The sequence below is a fragment of the Arthrobacter koreensis genome (assembly GCF_009193255.1).
In the GTDB taxonomy this organism is placed as follows: domain Bacteria; phylum Actinomycetota; class Actinomycetes; order Actinomycetales; family Micrococcaceae; genus Arthrobacter_B; species Arthrobacter_B koreensis.
In genome coordinates this window covers 861,041-882,029 of the sequence record NZ_WACG01000001.1, presented here as the reverse complement: position 1 = coordinate 882,029, position 20,989 = coordinate 861,041, and the positions used below count along the sequence as shown (strand labels likewise).

Here is a 20,989-nt window from a genome sequence, read left to right as displayed (position 1 = left end):
GCCTGCAGCCGGCGCAGCTGCGTTCCCGGCGCTATCCGGAGTTGGGCCGGATGGAAAAACTTGGGATGCTAGCGGGCATGAATTCCTCGCCCGCCCCCGCAACGGTTCAAACCTCCCCGCACGCCACGAATGAACTGCAGGCCTGGACCTCCGGCACTTTGGGAACCATCCGGCTGAACCGGCCGCGGGCCCTCAACGCCATGACCCTGGACATGGTGCGGGCGATGGACCGGGTACTGCAGGACTGGGCAGCAGACAGTGCCGTGCAGGCCGTGGTGCTTTACGGTGCCGGTGAACGCGGACTGTGCGCGGGCGGTGACATCCGTGCGATTGCGTCAGGCACGGATGAACAGGCCATGGAGTTCTGGACCGCCGAATACGCGCTCAATGCGCGGGTGGCAGCTTTCCCCAAGCCGTATGTAGCAGTGATGGACGGTGTGGTCATGGGCGGCGGTATTGGGGTCTCCGGACACGCCGGGATCCGGATCGCCACCGAAAGGACCACTGCTGCCATGCCGGAGGTGCGCATCGGCTTCAGCCCCGACTGCGCCGGGTCCCTCCTGCTCTCCGGCGCACCGGGTGAACTCGGCACCCACCTGGCTCTGACCGCTGGATCGATGACCGGTGCCGACGCCGTGCTGTGCGGTTTCGCGGACTTCTACGTCCCTTCCGGGTCGCTTGCCGACCTGCTGGCGGCGCTTGAATCCGCGGGCAGCAGCGCCGCGGATGTGGTGGCCGCTTTCGCCGTTGAACCTCCGGCCGCGCCGCTCGCCGCCGAGCAGGAGTGGATCGACGAGTGCTACACGGGTGGGGACGTGGCCGCCATCCTGCAGAACCTGGAGCGGCACCCGGCGCCGGCCGCAGGGGAAGCAGCCCGGGCCATTCGGGCCATGGCACCGTTTTCGCTGGGGGTTGCCCTTGCCGCGCTGCGCGCCGCCGCACAGGAACCGGACCTCGGCACGGTCCTGCAGCGTGACCTGGTGATGGCGGAGAGGATGATCGGACGCCCCGATTTCCGTGAGGGCGTCCGCGCCCGCCTCCTGGACCGGAACGAGCCGCGGTGGAATCCTGCCCGGCTTGACGGCGTCGATCTGGCCGACGTGGCCTGGACTCTGGCCCTCTGATTGCTCCGGTGCCAGAATGAGGCGCACTGCGTCCACATTCTCTTCAGGCAAGGACACCGGCATGCTCCTCAACGGCAGGAATGCGGTCATCTACGGCGGCGGCGGATCGATTGGCGGCGCCGCGGCGCGCGCGTTTGCCCGCGAGGGCGCACGGGTCTTCCTGGCTGGCAGGCACGCAGAGCCGCTGCAGGAGGTGGCCGCGGAAATCCGGGCCGCCGGCGGACTGGCGGAATCAGCAGTGCTGGACGCGCTGAACCAGGAAGCGGTCAACGAGCATGCGGATGACGTCGCCGCGGCGGCAGGGAGCCTGGACATCTCCCTCAACGTGATCCAGCACGGCGACGTCCAGGGCACACCCATGGCCGCCATGTACCTGGAGGACTACCTTCGGCCGGTTTCCACCGCCGTGCAGGCAACCTTTATCACGGCGCAGGCGGCCGCACGGCACATGATGGAACAGAAATCCGGGGTGATCCTGGCTTTTGGCGGTTCGGGAACCGAAGACCGGGGACAGTATCTTGGCGGGCTGGTCACGGCCCTGGAAGCCATCGAATCGATGCGCCGCCAGCTCGCCATCGAACTGGGCCCGTTCGGCATCCGGGTGGTGACACTGCGCTCCGGCGGTGTCCCGGAATCCCTCCCCGCCGCCATGGAGGGACGGGAAGGAATAGCCGGATCCATCGCCGCAGCGACGCTGCTGAACCGGGCGGCAACGCTGGAGGATGTTGGGAACGCGGCTGTTTTCGCTGCTTCGGACATGGCGGCGAGCATCACTGGGACCACCATCAATATCAGCGCCGGTGCGATGCTCGACTGAGCCTGACGGCTGGCTGAGCCGGGCGGTCCCGTCAGGCGGACGGGTTTAGCGCTGGGTGCGCCAAATGGTGAAGTCCTCCGTGCTCACGGCCGTGTGCATCCCGGTTTCCTCGTCATTGAGCCACAGGGTTGCGAGTCCGGGCGCTGTGTCGCGGACTTCTCCGCGGTAGTAGACCTCGTCGCCGCTGCGGGCTTCGACGTAGTCTCCGCGGTGGATCGAGCTGACATTGCGGACGCGGCGGGCAGGGGCATTGGAACGGGATGGGGACGCGCAGGCTGAGGGCAAACTGAACTCCTGGATAGTTGGCTGGGGTCTTCGATAGGGGACCTAGTTATGTCAACCAGTCAAGTGCGCGAAAATATTCCCGGAACGCCCGCGGACCCCTGACGCGGAGGATACCCTGCGCGTAAAGTCTGGGCATGGACATCGTGGATTTCCTGCTGACGCGCTTTCACGAAGACGCCGCGGAGTCACGCAAGCTGCTGGGCGGCTCCGAGATTTCGCTCTCTGACCGCTGGTATGAAGAGCGCCTGCTGCGCGAGTGCGAGGCCAAGCTGATGCTGATTGACATCATTGGCGGCGCCCGGCGCAACGCGCTTTCCCGCATGCTGCAGGACGCTGAAGGGGACAGCCGCACCTATGCGGACGAACTGGAATGGACCACGCTGGCGCTCGCTGCGCTGGCCGCCCCCTATGCGGAGCATGTGGACTACCAGGACGTCTGGCGGCTGGTTGAAAAACGGCCCTGACGTCCAGCACCGCGGTGCTTTGGCTGCACGGACCACCCCGCCCCTGTCCTTGGGGTGCCTTTGCGCCTAGATTGGCACGCATGACTGTGGAGACCCGATGACGGAATACGACGACGGCGCCGCACCGGCAAGGGAGCTGCTGGAGCAGCTGGCAGAAGCCAAGAACGTTGCCACAACCTTCACCGGCTGGGACGGCGGTGTCCAGCAGGTCTCGGATGCCTCCCTCATCAGCGTCCTCGCTGCCCGCGGAGCGCCGGCAGCGACCCGGGAGCAGGCCGAGGCATCCCTGGCGGAAGCGGCCCTGGCGCCCTGGCGCAGTATGCTGCCGCCCACGGTAGTCCTGCGCCGGCAGCAGTCCCTGCCAGTCACGGTACATGTGCCCCGCGGAGCCGAGGCGCGGGCCTGGATCACCCTGGAGGACGGCAGCTCCGTGCCGCTGCCCTCCCCGCAGGCTGTGGAACAGGCGGCCGAAACAGCGTTCATGAACGGCGTCGAACTGGAAGCCAGGCAGCTGCCGCTCCCGGCCGGCCTGCCGCTGGGATGGCATGCCCTGCACGTTTCCACCTCCGGACGGGAAGAACAGTCCGTCCTGGCGGTCACCCCTGACCGGCTGCCCGCTCCGAACACAGGGGGCCGGGGGTGGGGGATGATGGCCCAGCTTTACTCCGTGCGGTCCGAACGGTCCTGGGGGATCGGGGACCTTTCCGACCTCGCGGACCTCTCAGCCGTGTCAGGCAGCGCCGGCGCTGCCTTTATGCTCATCAACCCGCTCCACGCAGCCGAACCACTGCCTCCCGTCGAGGACTCGCCCTACCTTCCGGCCACCCGCCGCTTCTTCCACCCGCTCTACATCCGGGTGGAAGCGATCGAGGAGTATGCCTATCTTCCCGGGTCGGAGCGTGCCGGGGTCGAGGCCCTGGCCGCGAACCAGCGGGCAGTGGACCGCGATGCGCGGCTGCTGGACCGCAACTCGTCCTACGCCGCCAAGCTGCAGGCACTCCGAGCGGTCTACCAGGTGCCGCGCAGCCCCGCCCGGGCGCAGCAGTTCGAGGCCTTCGTCCGCGAGGCGGGGCCCGGACTGGAGAGCTTTGCCCTGTGGTGTGCCCTCGCGGCCGACTATCCTCCGGAAGCGGCCGAATGGCAGGAAGGGCTGCACAGTGCCCTGGCGGCGGAGAAATCCGCCGAACTCGCGGACGAAACCATGTTCTACAAGTGGCTGCAGTGGATCTGCGACGAGCAGCTCGAATCTGCCCAGCGGGCAGCACTCAGCGCGGGCATGGGAATCGGAATCGTCCACGACCTCGCCGTGGGGGTCCATCCCGGCGGCGCCGATGCCTGGACCCTGCGGGACGTGATGGCCCCGGAGGTGTCCGTGGGCGCGCCTCCGGACATGTTCAACCAGATTGGCCAGGACTGGAGCCAGCCGCCCTGGGATCCGGACCGCCTCGCGGCAAGCGGCTACGGCGCGTACCGGGACATGCTGCGCACCATCCTGCGCCATGCCGGTGGTGTCCGGGTGGACCATATCCTGGGCCTGTTCCGTCTCTGGTGGATCCCGAGGGGACAGGAGCCGGGCAAAGGCGCGTACGTCTACTATGACCATGAGGCGCTGGTGGGGATCCTTGTCCTGGAAGCGCACCGGGCCGGCGCCGTCGTCATCGGCGAGGACCTTGGGGTCTTCGAACCCTGGGTCCAGGGCTACCTGGCGGAACGGGGCGTGCTTGGCACGTCGATCCTGTGGTTCGAACAGACCGGGGAGGGGCCGCGGGAGCCCGCGGAGTACCGGCCGGGGGCGCTGGCCACGATCGGCACCCACGACCTGCCGCCGGCAGCCGGATACCTGGCCGGAGAGCACGTCACGCTGCGGGATTCGCTGGGACTGCTGAACCGTCCGGTGGAGGAAGAACGCGAACTGGATGCCGCCGCCACCCGCGGCATCCTCGACCTGGCCCGCCGGCACGGACTGCTGGAACCGGGTGCCTCCGAGCAGGAGACGGTGGAGGCACTGCACCGGCTCATCGCCCTGAGCCCCTCGTCACTGGTGGGGGTGGGCCTGGTGGATGCCGTCGGTGAGCGCCGCACACAGAACCAGCCGGGGACGGCGCGTGAATATCCGAACTGGTGCATTCCACTGGCCGGCCCGGACGGGAAACCGGTACTGGTCGAAGACCTCGCTGCCAACCCGCGGTTCGCGTCACTCACACGCGTCATGAACAGCGCGCTGGGAAAGGGCTAGGCCTGGTCTGCGAAGGCCACCCGGCGCAGCAGGTCCCTCAGTTGGTTCCGCTCGGCGGGGGAGAGCGCTCCGAGTGAGGCCTCCCCGGCTCCCTGGACCACCGCGGCCGCCTGGGCATACAGGCGCTTGCCTGCCGCCGTCGGGGTGATGATGTTGGACCGGCGGTCCCGCGGATCTGCCTTGCGTTTCACGGCTCCGCGCTTTTCAAGCTGGTCCACCAGCGCAACGATCTGGCTCGGGTCCAGGAACAGGAACTCGGCCAGTTCCCGCTGGGAGGGGTTCAGCCCGCTGCACGCCAGGGACAGGACCGAATAGGACCGGACCTTCAGGTCCAGCGCCGCCAAATGTTCGTTGGCCCGCCGCGAACCCACCGAGCGTGCGCGTGCGGCAAGAAATTCCGTCTCGTTGGCCAGATCGGATGAGTACAGGCGCTCGATTCCGGCTTCGGCTGACGGGGGTGCTGCAGCGCGCGCAGTTGGGTGGGCCGTCTCAGTCATGAGTCAAGAGTACGCCCCGTTTCAACTGTTGACTTTCTCAACTATCTCGGATGTCATGGTGTGAGACAGGACACAATCATGAGGAGTTCGAATGTCCCTTCAGGGCAAAGTTGCGATCGTTACCGGCAGCGGACGGGGGCTGGGCCTGGCCTACGCCCGCGAACTGGCACGGCAGGGCGCGGCAGTGGTGGTAAACGACGTCGACGCCGCCGTCGCTGAGGAAGCCGCGGCGACCATCACCGCCGACGGCGGCCGTGCCGTGGCCGTAGTGGCTCCGGTAGGTTCCACCGAGACCGCCAAGGCGCTGGTGAACGCCGCCGTGGAAAACTTCGGCGGCCTGGACATCCTGGTCACCAACGCCGGCGTGCTGCGGGATAAGTCCCTGCTGAAGATGACGGATGAGGACTTTGACCTGGTGATCAACGTGCACCTGCGCGGAACGTTCACCTGCGTGCGGGAAGCCTACGCGTACTTCAAGGAAAACAATGTCCAGGGCCGGATCATCGCCATTGGATCCCCCACCGGCCAGCGCGGAAACTTCGGGCAGACCAACTACGCAGCCGCCAAGGCCGGGATTGTTGGGATGGTACGGACCTGGGCCCTGGAAATGAAGAAGGCCGGCGTCACCGCCAACGCCGTCATTCCGGTGGCGGCAACCGCCATGACCAAGACCGTGCCGTACTTCGCGGCCGCCGTCGAAGCGGACGAGCGGGGCGAGGCCATGCCCGATTTCTTCCGCAAGACACTCGGCTTCGGGACGGCCGAGGACGTTGCCGGCCTGATCGCCTTCCTGGCCTCCGAAGAGGCAGCCGGCATCACCGGCCAGGCAATCGGAGTGGGCGGTGACCGCCTGCAGCTGTGGTCCCACCCGGAAGAAGTCGAATCCGAATACCGCGACGGCGGCTGGAGCTACGAGGATCTTGCCGAAGGCTTCCCCTTCGCCGGGAAGCAGCAAAGTGTGGGCGAGAAGTTCCCGCCGCTGCCCGCCGAGCTCCAGCCCGAGACCGCTACCAACTAAACGCTAGGAAGAAACACATGAGTGCCACTGTTGTCACCTTCGAAGAACTGCCGTCCCTGGTAGGCAAGGACCTCGGCTACACCGACTACATCGAGATCACCCAGAACCAGATCAACACGTTCGCGGACGCCACTGATGATCATCAGTGGATCCACACCGATCCGGAAAAGGCGAAGGATGGCCCCTTCGGCGCCCCGATCGCGCACGGTTTCCTGACCCTGTCCCTGATCATTCCGCTGTGGAGCTCGCTCTTCGACGTCGACGGCGTGAAGACCAAGGTCAACTACGGCCTGGACCGGGTCCGGTTCACCAACCCGGTGAAGGTGGGTTCCAAGGTCCGCCTCCACTCGGTAATCTCCGAGGTCACCGAGGTTAAGGGCGGCGTGCAGATCAAGACGTCCAACACCATCGAGATCGACGGCGAAGAACGTCCCGCCGTCGTCGCAGAGTTCCTGGCACGGTTCTACGCCTAACCTGCCAGCCGCACTCCCGGCCCCGTCCGCGGTTCGGGCAGCACCAACGCACCACCAGCACCACCCCTCCAGCAGTATCCATTTCTCCCCTCAAGGAAGAGGAAAGTCATGAGGCACTTCATTACCCGGCGGGCTGCCAAGGCCCTTGCGCTCGGCGCAGTCGCCACCCTGGCACTGGCGGGCTGCGGCGGCGGCAGCCTGTCCGGCAGCGATTCAAGCTCCTCCCCGTCCGCGTCCGGATCCGCTGCAGCGGGCGGCGAGGTCGAAAAGATCGTTGTTGGCGTCATCGGCATCGCGCCCTCGGCCGCCATGCAGTACGGCGTGGACGAAGGCATCTTCGAGGAGCACGGACTGGACGTTGAACTCCAGACCGGCCAGGGCGGCGCAGCCATGCTCCCGGCAGTCTCCACCGGAGACATGAACTTCGCCGTCGGCAACCCGCTGACCGTCATGGTGGCCAAGGACAAGGGCCTGGACATGAAGATCGTCACCGGGTACTCCAACTCCTACGCCGAAGGCGAAGACATCAACGGCGTGGTGGCACGGGCGGATTCCGGCATCACCAGCTTCGCCGACCTGGAGGGCAAAACCGCCAGTGTCAACGCAGTGAACACCCAGGGCGACCTGACCATCATGGAAGCAGCATCCCTGGCCGGGGCCGATCCCACGCAGATCAAGTTCTCCGAGATGCCGTTCCCGGACATGGAAGCCCAGCTGGACCTCGGCAACACGGACGCCATCTGGATTCCGGAACCCTTCCTCAGCAAGGCACTGTCCAACCCGGACAACGTCCTGGTGGGCTACTCCAACCAGGAAGCCGTCCCGGGCATGCCCACCATGGTGACCTTCACGTCCGGCAACTATGCCTCCTCCAGCCCGGAAACGGTGGAGAAGTTCAAGACCGCCATGGAAGACCTCCTGGAGCAGGCAGAAGCCAACATTGACGACGTCAAGGCAGTCCTCCCGGCGTTCATGAACATGCCTGCAGAGGTGGCCGCCAATCTGAAGATGGAGCAGTACGACGCCGAGCTGCGCACCGAACAGCTCAACGACATGGGCGAACTGATGCTCAAGTACGAGTTCGTTGAGAAGGCACCCGACCTGGAAGCAATGACGATCCAGTAATGAGCCGTGCCGGGGTCCGCCTGCACCTCCTCAGGCGGACCCCGGCACACCCGCTCACCAACACCCAAACCACCCGGCACGGATGAAGGACGTTTCAGCAATGCAGAACCAGGGCCTTGGGTCATGGATCCACCGCCAGCGGATCAAGTCAGGTTCCAGAACCGCACTGGTCTTCCGTGACCAGGCAACGAGCTACGCGGAGCTGGACGATCGGATCAACAGCCTTGCCGCAGCGCTGCGCGCGGCAGGAGTCCGGCAGGGAACGCGCGTGGCTTTCCTTGGCGACAACCACCCCTCCTTCCTTGAGACCTTCTTCGCCGCCGGTTCCCTCGGTGCGGTCTTCGTTCCACTGAACACCCGGCTGGCTCCGCCCGAGATCCAGTTCGCGCTCCAGGACTCCGGCAGCACCGTGCTGGTGAACACCCTGGCCCTGGACGAGCTTGCGGTCCGCGGCTCACGGGGCACCGGCGTCGAGCTCCGTCTCCTGGTGGATGACGGCACAGGTGCCGTCCGTGCCGAGGATCCCGAGGGCCGGGTCCAGCCGTACGAGCCGGCCTTCGAGGCACCGTCCGGCTTCGCGGATGCCCCGGTGTCCCTCGAGGACGCCGCGATCATCCTCTACACGTCCGGGACCACCGGACAGCCGAAGGGCGCCCTGCTCACCCATGCCAACCTGGCCTGGAACTGCTTCAACGTGCTGGTGGACTATGACGTCGCGGAGAACGATATTGCGCTGATGATCTCACCGCTGTTCCACGTCGCGTCCCTGGACATGGGGGTGCTGCCGAACCTGCTCAAGGGTGCCACCGTGATCCTCGAAACCCGGTTCGAGCCGGGGCGGACCCTTGAACTCATCGAGAAGTACCGGGCCACCTACATCAGCGGCGTCCCCACCACCTACCAGCTGCTGTGCGAGCACCCTGACTGGGACAAGCGGGACATCAGCTCGCTCCGCAAGCTCACCTGCGGCGGGTCAGCCGTGCCGCTGCGCGTGATCGACGCGTACGAGGAACGCGGCCTGAGCTTCTCCGGCGGCTACGGCATGACCGAAACGGCGCCCGGCGCCACCGCCCTGCCCCCGTTGTTCTCGCGGGAGAAGGCCGGTTCCGCCGGCGCTCCGCACTTCTTTACCTCCGTCCGTGTGGCCCGGCTGGACGGGAGCGACGCCGACCCCGGCGAAGTGGGCGAGGTACAGATCAGCGGGCCGAATGTCATCAAGTCCTACTGGAACCGGCCGGACGCCACTGAAGCTGCCTTTGTGGACGGACACTGGTTCCGCTCCGGGGACATGGGCTATTTCGACGCCGACGGGTTCCTCTTCATCTCTGACCGGCTGAAGGACATGATCATTTCCGGCGGAGAGAACATCTACCCCGCCGAAGTGGAGCAGATCATCAGCGAGCTGGATGCGGTTAGCGGCGTCGCGGTCATCGGAGTGGCGGATGAGAAGTGGGGCGAGGTGCCGAAGGCGCTGGTAACCCTGCGGGACGGGTTTACGCTGGAGCCGGCCGAGGTGGCCGCGCATCTGGACGGCCGCTTGGCACGCTACAAGATTCCCAAAACCGTGGAGATCGTTTCCGACTTTCCGCGCACTGCCAGCGGCAAGATCCGCAAGGCTGACCTGAAGCGCCAGTACGCCGGCTAGAAAATCCCCGGTGCCGGTGTGAAACACTCGGGCGCATGGCGGACAGGTACGGGGTATGACCCAGTTCCCAGGAAAGCCGGACCGTGAGGCGCGCTTTCGGGCTCTCTATGCCGCCGTGTACCCGGACCTGCTGAGGTTCGTGCAGCGGCGCACGGGCGCCGGCCATGCCGAGGACCTCGTCGCCGAAACCTTCCTGGTGGTGTGGCGCAGGTTCGAGGACCTGCCCGCAGGCGAGGCGGACCGGCGTGCCTGGATCTTTGGCATAGGCCGCAACATGATGCTCAATGGCCGCCGCGGTGAGCAGCGCCGCAGCGCGCTGGGCGTCCGCCTTAGTGAAGCCGTTTCAGTTCCGGTCTCTTCGGCCGAGATTGACTTCGCGGAGCAGCGGATGGATGTTGCCCGCGCCTGGCGGCAGCTGTCCGAGGTCCACCAGGAAGCCCTGGGGCTGGCTGTCTTCGAGGACCTTCCAGGGCCGCAGGCTGCGGCTGTCCTGGGCATTTCCCCGGTCGCCTACCGGATCCGGCTCACCCGCGCCCGCCGGGCGCTGCGGCTGCTGCTGGACCATCTTCCCGCTGCCGCTGCGGTGCGGGTACCTGCTGCCGAAAGGAAACCGTAATGCTGCGGGATGAAGAAACAGATGTGCTGCTGAAGTCACTGGACGCTGCTGCCCCGGCCGGTACAGGACCGGAGCGGAGAACTGCGGACGTTGAACGGATACTGGCTGCTGACCACGCCGGCGAAGAGTTGCGGACGATACCCGCGCGGACGCGAAGGAACCGCCGTCTTGTCCTTGGCTGTGCCGCCGCAGCAGCTGCCCTGGCGATTCTTGCCGTTCCGGTGCTTGGCGGCGGTGATCCGGCGTATGCCAGCTGGACCCAGACACCGTCTGCCCTGGGTCCGGAAGGCAGCGAGAAGGCCGGGAACGACTGCCGTTCGTCGGACCGGAACACGGCTCGCGAATCCGCAGGAGCAAGCGTGGCAATTGCCGAGCGCCGGGGCGAGTGGACCACGGTTGTCCTCTCCGGCCCAGGCGGCTTCTCATCCATGTGCGTTACTGACGGGTCTCTCTTCGGCGGTTCTTTTGGGTACTCAGGCAACACTCCGGGCGGAGCCGAGCCCGCTACGCGTGGCTTGCTTCCCACCGCCATGGGGATGGGATCCACTTCTGCTGGCGAGCTTTCCATGGTTGTGGGTGCCGCGGGAGCCGATGTCAGCGCTGTCTCCTATGCCAGTCATACCCAGGGTGAGGTGAGCGGCAGTGTTGCCAACGGGTACTTTGTGCTGTGGTTTCCCGGGGACGAGCTGAAGGACTATCCGGACGCCGGCATCCCGTTGGAGTTGACCTACAAGGACGGAACCCGGGGCCAGGTCCGGGTTTCCCTGGACTGGGCGAACCCGTAGGCCCGGCCGGCGAATCAATACCGGGCTAACCTAGGGTCCGGGCCCGGAACGTGCCCGTGGGGAATCCACCGAGAGGGAAGTGGGAATGACAACCAGGGCGCTGCTAATTGCAGACACCCATGTGCCAAAGCGGGCCAGGGCGCTGCCGGCACAGGTGTGGGATGAAGTGGAAGCGGCAGACCTGGTCATTCACGCCGGTGACTGGGTCAGCGAGGACCTCCTGGACGAGCTGCAGGAACGTTCGCACGCACTGCTGGGCTGCTGGGGGAACAATGACGGACCCGGACTCCGCGCCAGGCTGCCGGAGGCAGGCACCGCAGTCGTCGGCGGCGTGCGCATCGCCGTCGTGCATGAAACCGGTGCGGCAAAGGGCCGTGAAGCGCGTATGCAGGACGCATTCCCGGACACTGACCTGCTGGTCTTTGGGCACAGCCACATTCCCTGGGATACCACCACGCCAAACGGGCTGCGGCTGCTCAACCCGGGGTCCCCGACGGACCGGCGCCGCCAGCCGTACTGCACCTATATGGTGGCGAACATCGGCAACGGAACGGTCGACGTCGAACTGCACCGGCTGCCGCTGCGCACCTCCCGCACCCGATAACTCCCCACGGCACCGGCAGGAACCTCCGCGCCAGGGTTTACTCCGCGGCCGCCCGGTACGGCTCCAGCCAGGTGAAGGCCTCCGCGCTGGGGCTGAGGTATTCCAGGCTGATTAATCCCCGGTAGCCCGCGGCGATGGCCGACGCCGTCCACCGTTCCAAAGGCAGGCTGCCGGTTCCGGGGGCACCGCGTCCCGGAGCGTCGGCGAGCTGGATGTGCCCGAACGACGCCGCGTGCCCGGCGATGAGGGCCGGTACGTCCTCGCCGTTGACGGCCAGGTGGTAGAAGTCCGCCAGCAGGCGAGGTTCTGCCGTCCGGTGCCGTGCACCCGTTCGAGGACGGCGAAGCAGTCGGCTGCGGTCCGGAGGGGGTACCCGGGGACCCCGCTGAGCGGCTCCAGCAGGACCGTCCCGCCCAGGGAGGAGACGGCGTCGGCGGCCGCAGCCAGATTCTCCACCGCACAGTCTGCCTGGGCGGCCGGGACGGTGTTTTCCTCCGGCAGGCCGTACAGTGCGTTGAACCCTCGGCACCCCGTCCGCTCGGCGATGGCGGCCGTGGCCTCCAGACTGGAACGGAAGGCTGCGCTGCGGGAGGGAGAGGAGAGCACGCCGCGCTCCCCGTCCGGCATGTTCCCGGCATAGAAGTTGAGCCCGGTCAGCCGGACGCCGGCGTCGGAGATTGCGGTGAGGAAGGCATCCACCTCCCGATCCCCGGGAACCGGCGATTCGAACGGCCACCAGAATTCGACGGCGCTGAACCCCGCCGCTGCCGCTGCCGCCGGGCGCTCCAGCAGCGGAAGATCCGCGAGCATGATGGAACAGTTCACGGTCAGGTCCCGGAAGGGTCCAGCCATGGTAGTGCCTCCTCTGAGACTTCCGTAGAACGGATAATATTGTTTGCGATACGGAATGAGAACGTAGTGCTGAACTGTTCGCCTTGGTGAACCGTACCGGAAGGACCTGCCGTGATGGCTGAGCGAACCGCTGGCCCCGGTGTGCAGTCGGTGGAACGGGCCTTCGAGCTGCTGGAGCTCATTACGGACGCCGGCGGTTCGGCGGCGCTCAGCGAGCTCGCGGCCACTGCTGACCTGCCGCTGCCCACCATCCACCGCCTGCTGCGCACCCTGGTTGGCCTGGGCTACGTCCGCCAGCTGCCGAACCGCCGGTACGCCCTGGGGCCCCGGCTGATCCGGCTTGGCGAAGGGGCAACCGCACAGCAGGGTGCCCTGGCCCTGCCGGTGCTGAAAAAACTCGTTGACCAGCTGGGCGAAACAGCCAACATGGCCGTCCTGGACTCGGACCAGGTGCTGTACATCGCCCAGGCGCCGTCCAGGCACTCCATGCGGACCTTCACCGAGGTGGGCCGGCGGGCCCATGCCCATGCCACCGGCGTCGGAAAGGCGGTCCTGGCGCAGCTCCCGGATGACCAGGTTCGCGGCATTGTGGCCCGCACCGGGCTGCCCGCTGCTACGGAAGCCAGCATCACCGGCCTTGATGGGCTCTTGGCGGACCTGGAACTGATCCGCCGGCGCGGCTGGTCCGTGGATGAGCAGGAGCAGGAGCTGGGTGTGCGCTGCTTCGCCGTCGCCGTGCCCGGTGCGCCCAGCCCCACCGCGATCTCGGTGTCCGGGCCGGTCTCCCGGGTGGATGAAGCCTTTGGGCAGCGGGCAGTTCCGCTGCTCCAAGCAGCCGCGCGGGAGGTCGCGGAGGACCTGCGGCACCGCTGAGAGACCAACCGAAAGAAGGAAGGGCCGGAAACCGCATACGGTTTCCGGCCCTTCCTTCGTGAGACGGGGACTTAGGCGTCGCCGCCCGCGTTGCCGCTGGTGCCTGCATTCACGTTCAGCAGGTCATACTTCTCCATCGCCAGGCGCGGAGCGTCCTTGTCCACTTCACCGCGGGCCGCAAGCAGCTGCAGGGTCTTGACCACCATGGAGTGGCTGTCGATCTTGAAGTAGCGCCGGGCCGCTGCACGGGTGTCAGCGAAGCCGAAGTCGTCCGCGCCCAGGGACGCGAAGTCGTTCGGTACGAACTGGCGGATCTGGTCCGGCACGGCCTTCATGTAGTCCGTGGAGGCCACAATCGGTCCTTCGGCGCCGGCCAGCTGCTGGGTCACGAACGGCACGCGCGGTTCGGAGCCGGGGTTGAGGAAGGCTTCTTCCTCCGCTGCCAGGCCGTCGCGGCGCAGTTCGTTCCAGGAGGTCACCGACCAGACGTCGGCGGAGACGCCCCAGTCGCTGGCAAGCAGCTGCTGGGCCTCCAGTGCCCACGGGACTGCCACGCCGGAAGCGAGGAGCTGGGCCTTGGGGCCTTCTGCGTCGGAGGCCGAGACCTTGTAGATGCCCTTAATGACACCTTCAACGTCCAGGTTTTCCGGTGCCTTCGGCTGAAGGATCGGCTCGTTGTAAACCATGATGTTGTAGATCAGGTTCCGGTCTTCGGAATCTTCTCCGTACATCTCTTCGAGGCCGCGGCGCATGATGTGGCCGATCTCGTAGCCGTACGCCGGATCGTAGGTCTTCACCGCGGGGTTTGTGGAGGCCAGGATCGGGGAGTGCCCGTCGGCGTGCTGCAGGCCTTCACCGGTCAGGGTGGTGCGGCCGGCCGTGGCGGAGATCAGGAAACCGCGTGCCATCTGGTCAGCTGCTGCCCAGATGTAGTCCGCGGTGCGCTGGAAACCGAACATGGAGTAGAACACGTAGACCGGGATCAGCGGTTCGCCGTGGGTGGCGTAGGCGCTGCCCGCAGCGGTGAACGCTGCGATGGAACCGGCTTCGTTGATGCCCACGTGCACAATCTGGCCCTGCGGGGACTCCTTGTACGCCAGGACGAGGTCCCGGTCCACGGAGAGGTAGTTCTGTCCCTTGGGGTTGTAGATCTTGGCCGTCGGGAAGAACGAGTCCATGCCGAAGGTACGGGCCTCATCGGGGATGATCGGCACAATACGCTTGCCGAATTCCTTGTCCCGCATGAGGTCCTTGAGCAGGCGGACGAAGGCCATGGTGGTGGCAGCCAGCTGCTTGCCGGAACCGCGGTTGGCCACCTCGTAGGCAGAGGCCTCCGGCAGCTTCACCGGGGCGTGCTTCTCGCGGCGTTCGGGCACGTTGCCGCCCAGTTCACGGCGGCGTTCCAGCAGGTACTTGATCTCCGGGGCGTCGGCTCCCGGGTGGTAGTACGGCGGCTGGTATGGATCGGCTTCCAGCTGCTCATCCGTGATGGGGATGCGCAGGTGGTCGCGGAAGGCCTTCAGGTCCTCCAGCGTCAGCTTCTTCATCTGGTGCGTGGCGTTGCGCGCTTCGAAGTGCGTGCCCAGGCCGTAGCCCTTGACGGTGTGCGCCAGGATGACGGTCGGCTTGCCCTTGAACTCGGTGGCAGCCTTGTAGGCAGCGTAGACCTTGCGGTAGTCGTGGCCGCCGCGCTTGAGGTTCCAGATTTCCTGGTCGGTCAGGTCCGCAACCATGTCCTTGGTCTGCGGAGTCTTGCCGAAGAAGTGTTCACGGACGAATCCGCCGGACTCGGCCTTGTAGGTCTGGTAATCGCCGTCGAGCGTGGAGTTCATGATGTCCACGAGCGCGCCGTCGTTGTCCTTCTCGAGCAGCGAGTCCCACTCGCGGCCCCAGACAACCTTGATGACGTTCCAGCCGGCACCGCGGAAGAAGGCTTCCAGTTCCTGCATGATCTTGCCGTTGCCGCGGACGGGTCCGTCCAGGCGCTGCAGGTTGCAGTTGACCACGAAGGTCAGGTTGTCCAGCTTGTCATTGGCGGCGAGCTGGAGCAGGCCGCGCGATTCCGGCTCGTCCATTTCGCCGTCGCCCAGGAACGCCCAGACGTGCTGGTCCGAGGTGTCCTTGAGTCCGCGGTTGTGCAGGTAGCGGTTGGACTGCGCCTGGTAAATGGCGTTCATGGGGCCGATGCCCATGGAGACGGTGGGGAACTCCCAGAAATCGGGCATGTTCCGCGGGTGCGGGTAGGAGGACAGTGCGTGTCCCTCACGGGACTTTTCCTGCCGGAACCCGTCGAGGTCCTCCTCGCTCAGGCGGCCTTCGAGGAAGGCGCGGGCGTAGACGCCGGGGGATGCATGGCCCTGGAAGAAGACCTGGTCGCCGCCGCCGGGGTGGTCCTTGCCGCGGAAGAAGTGGTTCATGCCCACTTCGTACAGGGTGGCGGCTCCGGCGTAGGTGGAGATGTGGCCGCCGACGCCGATGCCCGGGCGCTGCGCGCGGTGCACCATGACTGCGGCGTTCCAGCGCAGCCAGGCGCGGTAGCGGCGTTCGGTTTCCTCGTCGCCGGGGAACTCGGGTTCCTGGTCCACCGGGATGGTGTTGACGTAGTCGGTGGTGGTCACCATGGGAACACCAACGGAGCGGGATCCTGCCCGCTGGAGCAGCGAGCGCATGATGAACTGCGCACGCTCCGTGCCCTGCGAGCGGATCAGCTCGTCAAGGGATTCAATCCATTCCGCGGTTTCTTCCGGGTCACGATCCGGCAGCTGGCTGGTCAGCCCGCTGAGGATGTCCGTTCTGTCTTCACTGACGCTCATATGCAGCCTCTCGGTTGAGGGCGGGGTCCCCTCAAAGTAATTCGGTGACTCACCGACCATTCCGTTATGCGGAATGCTCAGTTCAATCTATACGAATGCGCGGCTTCATGCCTGCTCAGGCAGGTAGCCGCCGCGCCTTCGTAAGACGTATCACAGAACTGTTTAGGAGACCTCAATGGTGACGACGGCGGGGCCGGCGCGGAGCCCGGAAGTTCCAGGCTCTGCGGCGGGATCTGTGACGGCGCGCGAGACGCAGCAGCACATTTTCTCCCGGGCCCGCTGCTGGCGTTCGCTGTAGAAGACGTCCCGGTGGTCCACGGTGCCTTCCAGCTGCAGGATCCGCACTTCGCACAGCCCGCATTCGCCCTTGCGGCAGTCGAACATCATGTCCGCCCCGGCGTCTTCGAGGGCTTCGAGCATGGACCGTCCGGGCCCCACCCGGGTTTCAAGTCCCAGCCGCGGCACCCGCACAATGAACTCCTCCGGGCGGTACCAGCCAGAGTTGCCGAACGTCTCATACCGCAGGTTGGCGGGGTCCAGGCCATGGTCCCGCCAGGACCGGCGTACCGCGTCCATCAGGCGGATCGGTCCGCACATGTACAGTTCCGTTCCGTCCTGCAGCCCTGCGACCAATTCCGTAACGGACAGCGCACTGCCTTCGGCATCCACGTGGATTTCAAGGGCGTCACCGTGCTCGGCCTGCAGCTCGGCCAGGTAGGCCATGGCGCTGCGGTTCCGTCCGGCATAGACCAGACGGTAGTCGGCCTTCACGTTCTTCAGGACCCGGGCCATGTTCAGGATGGCGGTGATGCCCACGCCGCCTGCCAGCAGGACATAGCGCGGCGCACCTACGCGCAGCGGAAAGTTCTGCAGCGGCTGGGTAATCTCCAGCTCGTCCCCCGGTGCCAGGGTATGCATGAAGATCGACCCGCCGCGGGACGCCGCGGTACGGAAGACGCTGATCGCCAGTTCCCTGCCGCCGTCGTGCGCTTCAACGATCGAGTAGGAGCGGCGGTGCTTCTCGCCGTCAATGGTGACCATGACGTCCACATGGGTTCCCGCCGCGGCCGGAACCGGTTCTCCGGGGACCAGCACAATGCGGCGGATGCCCTCCGCTACGTCCCGGGTTTCCCGGACGACGGCGCGCTGCCAGGCCTCAACATTTGTTGCAGCCATCGCCTAGCCCAGTGCCGCGCGCTGCCGGACACCGGACGGGAGCCTGCTTCCGTCCGGACGGCGTCCCTCGGCCTCGAGCCGGCGTTCGATCAGCCGCCTCACCCACATGCCACCGGCGTCGATGTTCAGGTTGTAGAACTCGTAGTCCGGGTTCGCGTCGATCGCCGCCTGCTGCGCGGCGAGCATTTCCTCATCCTCGCCGAAGACGCCGTGGACACCGTTGCGCAGCTGGGTGGTGATGAGCTGGCTGTCCAGCCGGTAATTGCGCATGAAGGCCCAGAAGTAGTGGCAGGTCTTCGCCGTCTCCGGGGTGATGGTGTTCATGACGAATCCGTTCACGCCCTGGCTGCGGTCACCCTGCGGTGCGCCAGTTCCTGCCTTCGCCACGCCCACGTCAATGTTGATGGTCGACGGCGCACGGTAGGTGATGATCTGCCACCGGTCCACCTTGCCTTCAAAGCCGGGGAATTTGTCCCGCATGTTCTTGAGCCAGAAGGGCGGCGGATCGATGTTAAGCATCCAGCGGGTCACCGTGACGGTGTCGTCGTCATGCGTGACGACGAATTCGGATTCGCTCAGCTCGTCCTGGCCAATGGAGGAGGAGTGGACGAACTCTTCATGGGTGAGGTCCATCAGGTTGTCCAGGACCAACTGGTAGTTGCACGGCGCGAAGATGGTCTCGCCGTCGCCGGCCCATTCGTCGGATGACATCTGGTGCATGTCCGGCACGGCGTCCGGATCGGCCAGGGTGGGGTCGCCGAGCCAGACCCAGACGTAGCGGTGGCGTTCGATCACGGGGAAGGAGGGCACCGTGGCGCTGGGGTTGATGGTTTCCTGGGCCGGCATGGAGATGCAGCGGCCCGCCGAGTTGTAGACGATCCCGTGGTACGGGCACTGGATCCCGTCCCGTCCGGTGGTCTTGCCCATGGACAGCGGGGCCAGGCGGTGCCAGCAGGCGTCGGCCAGGGCTACGGCCTTGCCGTCCTCGGTCCGGTAGAGCGCCAGCGGGCGGTCGGCGATCCGGCGGGACATGGGCTTGCGGGTCACCTCGTGGTCCCAGGCAGCCACGTACCAGGCATTCAGCGGGTAGCCCAGCACCTTGGACGTGGTAGAGCTCTGTGTCTGGCTGTTGATTCCAGTATCGGTCGAGACGGCAGTCATTGCGTTCCTTCCAGGAGCATCTGCACTGATGCGGCGGTACAACTCACTATGGACATAGATAGTTAGTGATATGCGCCACAGTATCTATGTCTATAGTGGTTAGGCAAGGGATTTCTTTTTACGGAATGGGGCCGTCATGAGCCTTCGGTACGCACTGCTGGCGCTGCTGAACGTGGAGCCCATGACCGGCTATGACCTGTACAAGCAGTTCGAATCGTCCGTTGGCTATGTCTGGCATGCGCCGGACTCGCAGATCTATCCCGAGCTGCGCCGCATGGAGCGCGACGGCCTGCTGGAGGGCGAGGAAGTCGCCTGGGGTACCAAGGGACGCAAGCGGCAGTACCACGTGACGGATGCCGGCCGTGAAGCATTCCGGACCTGGGTGAACACGCAGCTGGACTATCCGCGCGAACGGGATCCAATGCACCTCAAGGCTGCCTACCTGGAGTGGGCGGATCCGGACGCGGCCCGCAGCCAGCTGCTGGCCCACGCCGAGCACTACGGTGCGCGCCTTCTCCAGTGGCAGCAGAAGATCCAGGAGATTGACGGCGGCACCTCGGACATGCTCAACCGCCGCCTGGCGACCTTCCCCTCCGCAGACCATTCCCGCGTAGCCGCCTTCAAGCGGTTCACCTATGAAGGGCTCACTGCGCGGGCCGAATCTGAAATTGCCTGGGCACAGCGCGGACTGGCGCTGCTGGATGAGCTCTACCCCGAGGACAGCTCCGGCACAGCCGCGACATAGGAAGCGGGCCTAGCCTCAATCCGGAGAGAGTTCCGGAAGAAGAGGAGAACCATGCCGCACCCGAAAGCCACCTATCAGGGCCGTCCGCTGCCCCGCCCGGAAGAGGACCTGGAAGACCAGGGCCTGCCATTCGACGTCGGGACCCTCCTCCAGCGGCGGCAGGTCCTGAAGGTGTTCGGCATCGGCGCCCTCGGTTTTGGACTTGCGGCCTGCGGTGGACCCGCCGGGGCGGAGGGGGAGATCCCCGATGAGACAGCGGGTCCCTATCCGGGCGACGGATCCAATGGTCCGGATGTACTGGAACAAAGCGGCATTGTCCGCAGCGATATCCGCTCCAGTTTTGGCGAATCCTCCGGCACCGCCGAGGGCATTCCCCTGGATCTGGAACTGAAGGTCACGGACCTGGCCAACGGGGGTGCTCCCTTTGCCGGAGTGGCCGTCTACGTGTGGCACTGCACGCGGGAGGGGCTGTACTCGATGTACTCCGAGGGTGTGGAGGACCAGAACTACCTCCGCGGGGTCCAGATTGCCGACGGCGACGGCGCAGTCCGGTTCACCAGCATCTTCCCGGCCTGCTATTCGGGCCGCTGGCCGCATATCCACTTCGAGGTCTACCCCGACGAAGCTTCCATCACCGATTCAGCCAACGCCATTGCCACCTCCCAGATGGCGCTTCCGGAGGACGCCTGCAACGCGGTCTATGCCACCTCCGGGTACGAGGCCTCGGTGCAGAATCTGTCCGGGGTCACGCTGGAAGGCGATAACGTGTTTGGCGACGACGGCGGTGCGAGCCAGCTGGGCACGGTCACCGGCAGCGTCGGCCAGGGCTACTCAGCGACCCTGGCCGTCCCGGTGGACACCCGCACGGAGCCTTCCGCGGGAGGAGCTCCCGGAGGAGGAGCTTCCGGAGGGCCGGGAGGCCCCGGCGGGCAGCCCCCAGCCGGCGACCGTCCGGGCGCCGAACCCCTGGCAGCTCCCTAGGCCGGCCTGGCCCCCACGGCCATGCGGGCGATGGTGCGGTAGCGTTCGGCCAGCTGCTCCGGAGTCAGCTCACCGTCCAGCCGGAACCACTGTGCGACCCCGGTGCACATGGTGACGACGGCGGTACCCGCCTCACGCGGGTGCGGTGCGGAGAAGATTCCCGCCGCCGTTCCCTCTTCAAGGATCGTGTCCATGAGGCGCTGCTGCCGGTCCCGGGCCGCGATGTGGGCGGCGCGGGCGTCCGGTTCCAGGGAGCGGATCTCGCTGAAAGCGATGAAGGCCTGGCCGCGTCGCCGCGCGTGGAAAAGCACCAGGCACTCGACGAGCAGGTCGAACCGGCGGGAAAGGTTGCCGCCGGCCTCGGCGATTGCCTGCTCGCTGCGAATCCACAGATCGTTCATGGCATGGGAGGCGATGGCTACCAGTAGCGCCTGCTTCGAGGGGTAGTAGTGGTAGAGGCCCGGAACTGACAAGCCTGTCCGAGCGGCCAGCTGGCGGATGGTGGTGCCGTGGTAGCCGTGCTCCATGAAGCACTCCAGTGCGCTGGCCAGCATGGGCGGCAGGTCATCCATATCGTAATTCCGCCAGCCGGGGGTGCCGGAGGGCAGGGGGGCGGAGCCGGGAGCCGGTTCCTGTGCAGCAGCTTTTGCCATCGGACCTCTTCGTGTTTGGAAAAACATTAGGTTGCCAAAGGGGGTT

At 66.2% G+C, this 20,989-nt stretch carries 20 protein-coding genes and 1 pseudogene; 14 read left to right on the top strand and 7 right to left on the bottom strand.

What is annotated here, in order from left to right; all coding sequences use genetic code 11:
* Positions 1-77: 77 nt before the first annotated feature.
* Positions 78-1,124, top strand: a complete 1,047-nt coding sequence (locus GD628_RS04155) for an enoyl-CoA hydratase/isomerase family protein (protein ID WP_152273897.1) — start codon at positions 78-80, stop codon at positions 1,122-1,124.
* A gap of 16 nt (positions 1,125-1,140) precedes the next feature.
* Positions 1,141-1,941 carry an SDR family NAD(P)-dependent oxidoreductase gene (locus tag GD628_RS04150; protein ID WP_226802328.1) on the top strand — a complete coding sequence of 267 codons (801 nt, stop codon included), beginning with the start codon at positions 1,141-1,143 and terminating at the stop codon, positions 1,939-1,941.
* 45 nt (positions 1,942-1,986) lie between these two features.
* Here GD628_RS04150 and GD628_RS04145 read toward each other — a convergent pair whose 3' ends face one another.
* Positions 1,987-2,226, bottom strand: a complete 240-nt coding sequence (locus tag GD628_RS04145; protein WP_091601461.1) for a hypothetical protein — start codon at positions 2,224-2,226, stop codon at positions 1,987-1,989.
* 134 nt (positions 2,227-2,360) lie between these two features.
* Between GD628_RS04145 and GD628_RS04140 the strand changes: the two genes are divergently transcribed.
* Together GD628_RS04140 and malQ are read left to right on the top strand one after the other, a co-directional pair.
* Positions 2,361-2,690 carry a DUF6221 family protein gene (locus GD628_RS04140; protein WP_152273896.1) on the top strand — a complete coding sequence of 110 codons (330 nt, stop codon included), beginning with the start codon at positions 2,361-2,363 and terminating at the stop codon, positions 2,688-2,690.
* Between the two features lie 97 nt (positions 2,691-2,787).
* On the top strand, positions 2,788-4,926 hold the full coding sequence (malQ, locus tag GD628_RS04135) for a 4-alpha-glucanotransferase (protein WP_152273895.1): 2,139 nt from the start codon (positions 2,788-2,790) through the stop codon (positions 4,924-4,926).
* Here the strand turns inward: malQ and GD628_RS16875 are convergent.
* Positions 4,923-5,423 carry a MarR family winged helix-turn-helix transcriptional regulator gene (locus GD628_RS16875; protein ID WP_152273894.1) on the bottom strand — a complete coding sequence of 167 codons (501 nt, stop codon included), beginning with the start codon at positions 5,421-5,423 and terminating at the stop codon, positions 4,923-4,925. The two genes, malQ and GD628_RS16875, sit on opposite strands and share 4 nt — an antisense overlap.
* 91 nt (positions 5,424-5,514) lie before the next feature.
* Here GD628_RS16875 and GD628_RS04125 point away from each other — a divergent pair, with 91 nt between their 5' ends.
* From GD628_RS04125 to GD628_RS04095, 7 genes are all read left to right on the top strand, one after another.
* Positions 5,515-6,441 (top strand): SDR family oxidoreductase, encoded by a 927-nt coding sequence (locus GD628_RS04125; protein WP_152273893.1) that lies wholly within the window; start codon positions 5,515-5,517, stop codon positions 6,439-6,441.
* A gap of 17 nt (positions 6,442-6,458) precedes the next feature.
* Entirely contained in the window at positions 6,459-6,914 is a 456-nt protein-coding gene (locus GD628_RS04120) for a MaoC family dehydratase (protein WP_091601471.1), read from the top strand.
* Between the two features lie 108 nt (positions 6,915-7,022).
* A complete protein-coding gene (locus tag GD628_RS04115; RefSeq protein ID WP_193313188.1) occupies positions 7,023-8,039 on the top strand; it encodes an ABC transporter substrate-binding protein in 1,017 nt (338 codons plus the stop codon).
* A gap of 100 nt (positions 8,040-8,139) precedes the next feature.
* Positions 8,140-9,684, top strand: a complete 1,545-nt coding sequence (locus GD628_RS04110) for an acyl-CoA synthetase (protein WP_091601596.1) — start codon at positions 8,140-8,142, stop codon at positions 9,682-9,684.
* 55 nt (positions 9,685-9,739) lie between these two features.
* The gene (locus GD628_RS04105; RefSeq protein WP_152273892.1) at positions 9,740-10,300 is read left to right on the top strand and encodes a sigma-70 family RNA polymerase sigma factor; all 561 of its coding nucleotides are present in this window, start codon (positions 9,740-9,742) and stop codon (positions 10,298-10,300) included.
* Entirely contained in the window at positions 10,300-11,085 is a 786-nt protein-coding gene (locus GD628_RS04100; protein ID WP_152273891.1) for a hypothetical protein, read from the top strand. The genes GD628_RS04105 and GD628_RS04100 overlap by 1 nt, the downstream gene beginning before the upstream one ends.
* Before the next feature lie 85 nt (positions 11,086-11,170).
* Positions 11,171-11,689 carry a metallophosphoesterase family protein gene (locus tag GD628_RS04095; protein ID WP_152273890.1) on the top strand — a complete coding sequence of 173 codons (519 nt, stop codon included), beginning with the start codon at positions 11,171-11,173 and terminating at the stop codon, positions 11,687-11,689.
* Between the two features lie 37 nt (positions 11,690-11,726).
* Here the strand turns inward: GD628_RS04095 and GD628_RS04090 are convergent.
* A pseudogene (locus GD628_RS04090) lies at positions 11,727-12,541 on the bottom strand (hydroxypyruvate isomerase family protein).
* 114 nt (positions 12,542-12,655) lie between these two features.
* Here GD628_RS04090 and GD628_RS04085 point away from each other — a divergent pair.
* On the top strand, positions 12,656-13,414 hold the full coding sequence (locus GD628_RS04085; RefSeq protein ID WP_152273889.1) for an IclR family transcriptional regulator: 759 nt from the start codon (positions 12,656-12,658) through the stop codon (positions 13,412-13,414).
* A 71-nt stretch (positions 13,415-13,485) separates the two neighbouring features.
* Here GD628_RS04085 and aceE read toward each other — a convergent pair whose 3' ends face one another.
* From aceE to GD628_RS04070, 3 genes are all read right to left on the bottom strand, one after another.
* Positions 13,486-16,227, bottom strand: a complete 2,742-nt coding sequence (gene aceE, locus GD628_RS04080; RefSeq protein WP_152273888.1) for a pyruvate dehydrogenase (acetyl-transferring), homodimeric type — start codon at positions 16,225-16,227, stop codon at positions 13,486-13,488.
* Positions 16,228-16,389: 162 nt separating this feature from the next.
* The gene (locus GD628_RS04075; protein ID WP_152273887.1) at positions 16,390-17,403 is read right to left on the bottom strand and encodes a PDR/VanB family oxidoreductase; all 1,014 of its coding nucleotides are present in this window, start codon (positions 17,401-17,403) and stop codon (positions 16,390-16,392) included.
* Between the two features lie 3 nt (positions 17,404-17,406).
* The gene (locus GD628_RS04070) at positions 17,407-18,564 is read right to left on the bottom strand and encodes an aromatic ring-hydroxylating oxygenase subunit alpha (RefSeq protein ID WP_152273886.1); all 1,158 of its coding nucleotides are present in this window, start codon (positions 18,562-18,564) and stop codon (positions 17,407-17,409) included.
* A 136-nt stretch (positions 18,565-18,700) separates the two neighbouring features.
* Between GD628_RS04070 and GD628_RS04065 the strand changes: the two genes are divergently transcribed.
* Together GD628_RS04065 and GD628_RS04060 are read left to right on the top strand one after the other, a co-directional pair.
* On the top strand, positions 18,701-19,309 hold the full coding sequence (locus tag GD628_RS04065; protein WP_152273885.1) for a PadR family transcriptional regulator: 609 nt from the start codon (positions 18,701-18,703) through the stop codon (positions 19,307-19,309).
* A gap of 51 nt (positions 19,310-19,360) precedes the next feature.
* Positions 19,361-20,290: an intradiol ring-cleavage dioxygenase gene (locus tag GD628_RS04060; RefSeq protein WP_152273884.1), complete on the top strand. Its 930-nt coding sequence runs from the start codon at positions 19,361-19,363 to the stop codon at positions 20,288-20,290.
* Here GD628_RS04060 and GD628_RS04055 read toward each other — a convergent pair.
* A complete protein-coding gene (locus tag GD628_RS04055) occupies positions 20,287-20,943 on the bottom strand; it encodes a TetR/AcrR family transcriptional regulator (protein ID WP_091601621.1) in 657 nt (218 codons plus the stop codon). The two genes, GD628_RS04060 and GD628_RS04055, sit on opposite strands and share 4 nt — an antisense overlap.
* Positions 20,944-20,989: the final 46 nt, after the last annotated feature.

What these genes read in the sequence shown, in the direction of transcription:
- GD628_RS04155 (WP_152273897.1), top strand. Translation starts at nt 78, where the DNA reads ATGAATTCCTCGCCCGCCCCCGCAACGGTTCAAACCTCCCCGCACGCC.
- GD628_RS04150 (WP_226802328.1), top strand. Translation starts at nt 1,141, where the DNA reads ATGAGGCGCACTGCGTCCACATTCTCTTCAGGCAAGGACACCGGCATG.
- GD628_RS04140 (WP_152273896.1), top strand. Translation starts at nt 2,361, where the DNA reads ATGGACATCGTGGATTTCCTGCTGACGCGCTTTCACGAAGACGCCGCG.
- malQ (WP_152273895.1), top strand. Translation starts at nt 2,788, where the DNA reads ATGACGGAATACGACGACGGCGCCGCACCGGCAAGGGAGCTGCTGGAG.
- GD628_RS16875 (WP_152273894.1), bottom strand. Translation starts at nt 5,423, where the DNA reads ATGACTGAGACGGCCCACCCAACTGCGCGCGCTGCAGCACCCCCGTCA.
- GD628_RS04125 (WP_152273893.1), top strand. Translation starts at nt 5,515, where the DNA reads ATGTCCCTTCAGGGCAAAGTTGCGATCGTTACCGGCAGCGGACGGGGG.
- GD628_RS04120 (WP_091601471.1), top strand. Translation starts at nt 6,459, where the DNA reads ATGAGTGCCACTGTTGTCACCTTCGAAGAACTGCCGTCCCTGGTAGGC.
- GD628_RS04115 (WP_193313188.1), top strand. Translation starts at nt 7,023, where the DNA reads ATGAGGCACTTCATTACCCGGCGGGCTGCCAAGGCCCTTGCGCTCGGC.
- GD628_RS04110 (WP_091601596.1), top strand. Translation starts at nt 8,140, where the DNA reads ATGCAGAACCAGGGCCTTGGGTCATGGATCCACCGCCAGCGGATCAAG.
- GD628_RS04105 (WP_152273892.1), top strand. Translation starts at nt 9,740, where the DNA reads ATGACCCAGTTCCCAGGAAAGCCGGACCGTGAGGCGCGCTTTCGGGCT.
- GD628_RS04100 (WP_152273891.1), top strand. Translation starts at nt 10,300, where the DNA reads ATGCTGCGGGATGAAGAAACAGATGTGCTGCTGAAGTCACTGGACGCT.
- GD628_RS04095 (WP_152273890.1), top strand. Translation starts at nt 11,171, where the DNA reads ATGACAACCAGGGCGCTGCTAATTGCAGACACCCATGTGCCAAAGCGG.
- GD628_RS04085 (WP_152273889.1), top strand. Translation starts at nt 12,656, where the DNA reads ATGGCTGAGCGAACCGCTGGCCCCGGTGTGCAGTCGGTGGAACGGGCC.
- aceE (WP_152273888.1), bottom strand. Translation starts at nt 16,227, where the DNA reads ATGAGCGTCAGTGAAGACAGAACGGACATCCTCAGCGGGCTGACCAGC.
- GD628_RS04075 (WP_152273887.1), bottom strand. Translation starts at nt 17,403, where the DNA reads ATGGCTGCAACAAATGTTGAGGCCTGGCAGCGCGCCGTCGTCCGGGAA.
- GD628_RS04070 (WP_152273886.1), bottom strand. Translation starts at nt 18,564, where the DNA reads ATGACTGCCGTCTCGACCGATACTGGAATCAACAGCCAGACACAGAGC.
- GD628_RS04065 (WP_152273885.1), top strand. Translation starts at nt 18,701, where the DNA reads ATGAGCCTTCGGTACGCACTGCTGGCGCTGCTGAACGTGGAGCCCATG.
- GD628_RS04060 (WP_152273884.1), top strand. Translation starts at nt 19,361, where the DNA reads ATGCCGCACCCGAAAGCCACCTATCAGGGCCGTCCGCTGCCCCGCCCG.
- GD628_RS04055 (WP_091601621.1), bottom strand. Translation starts at nt 20,943, where the DNA reads ATGGCAAAAGCTGCTGCACAGGAACCGGCTCCCGGCTCCGCCCCCCTG.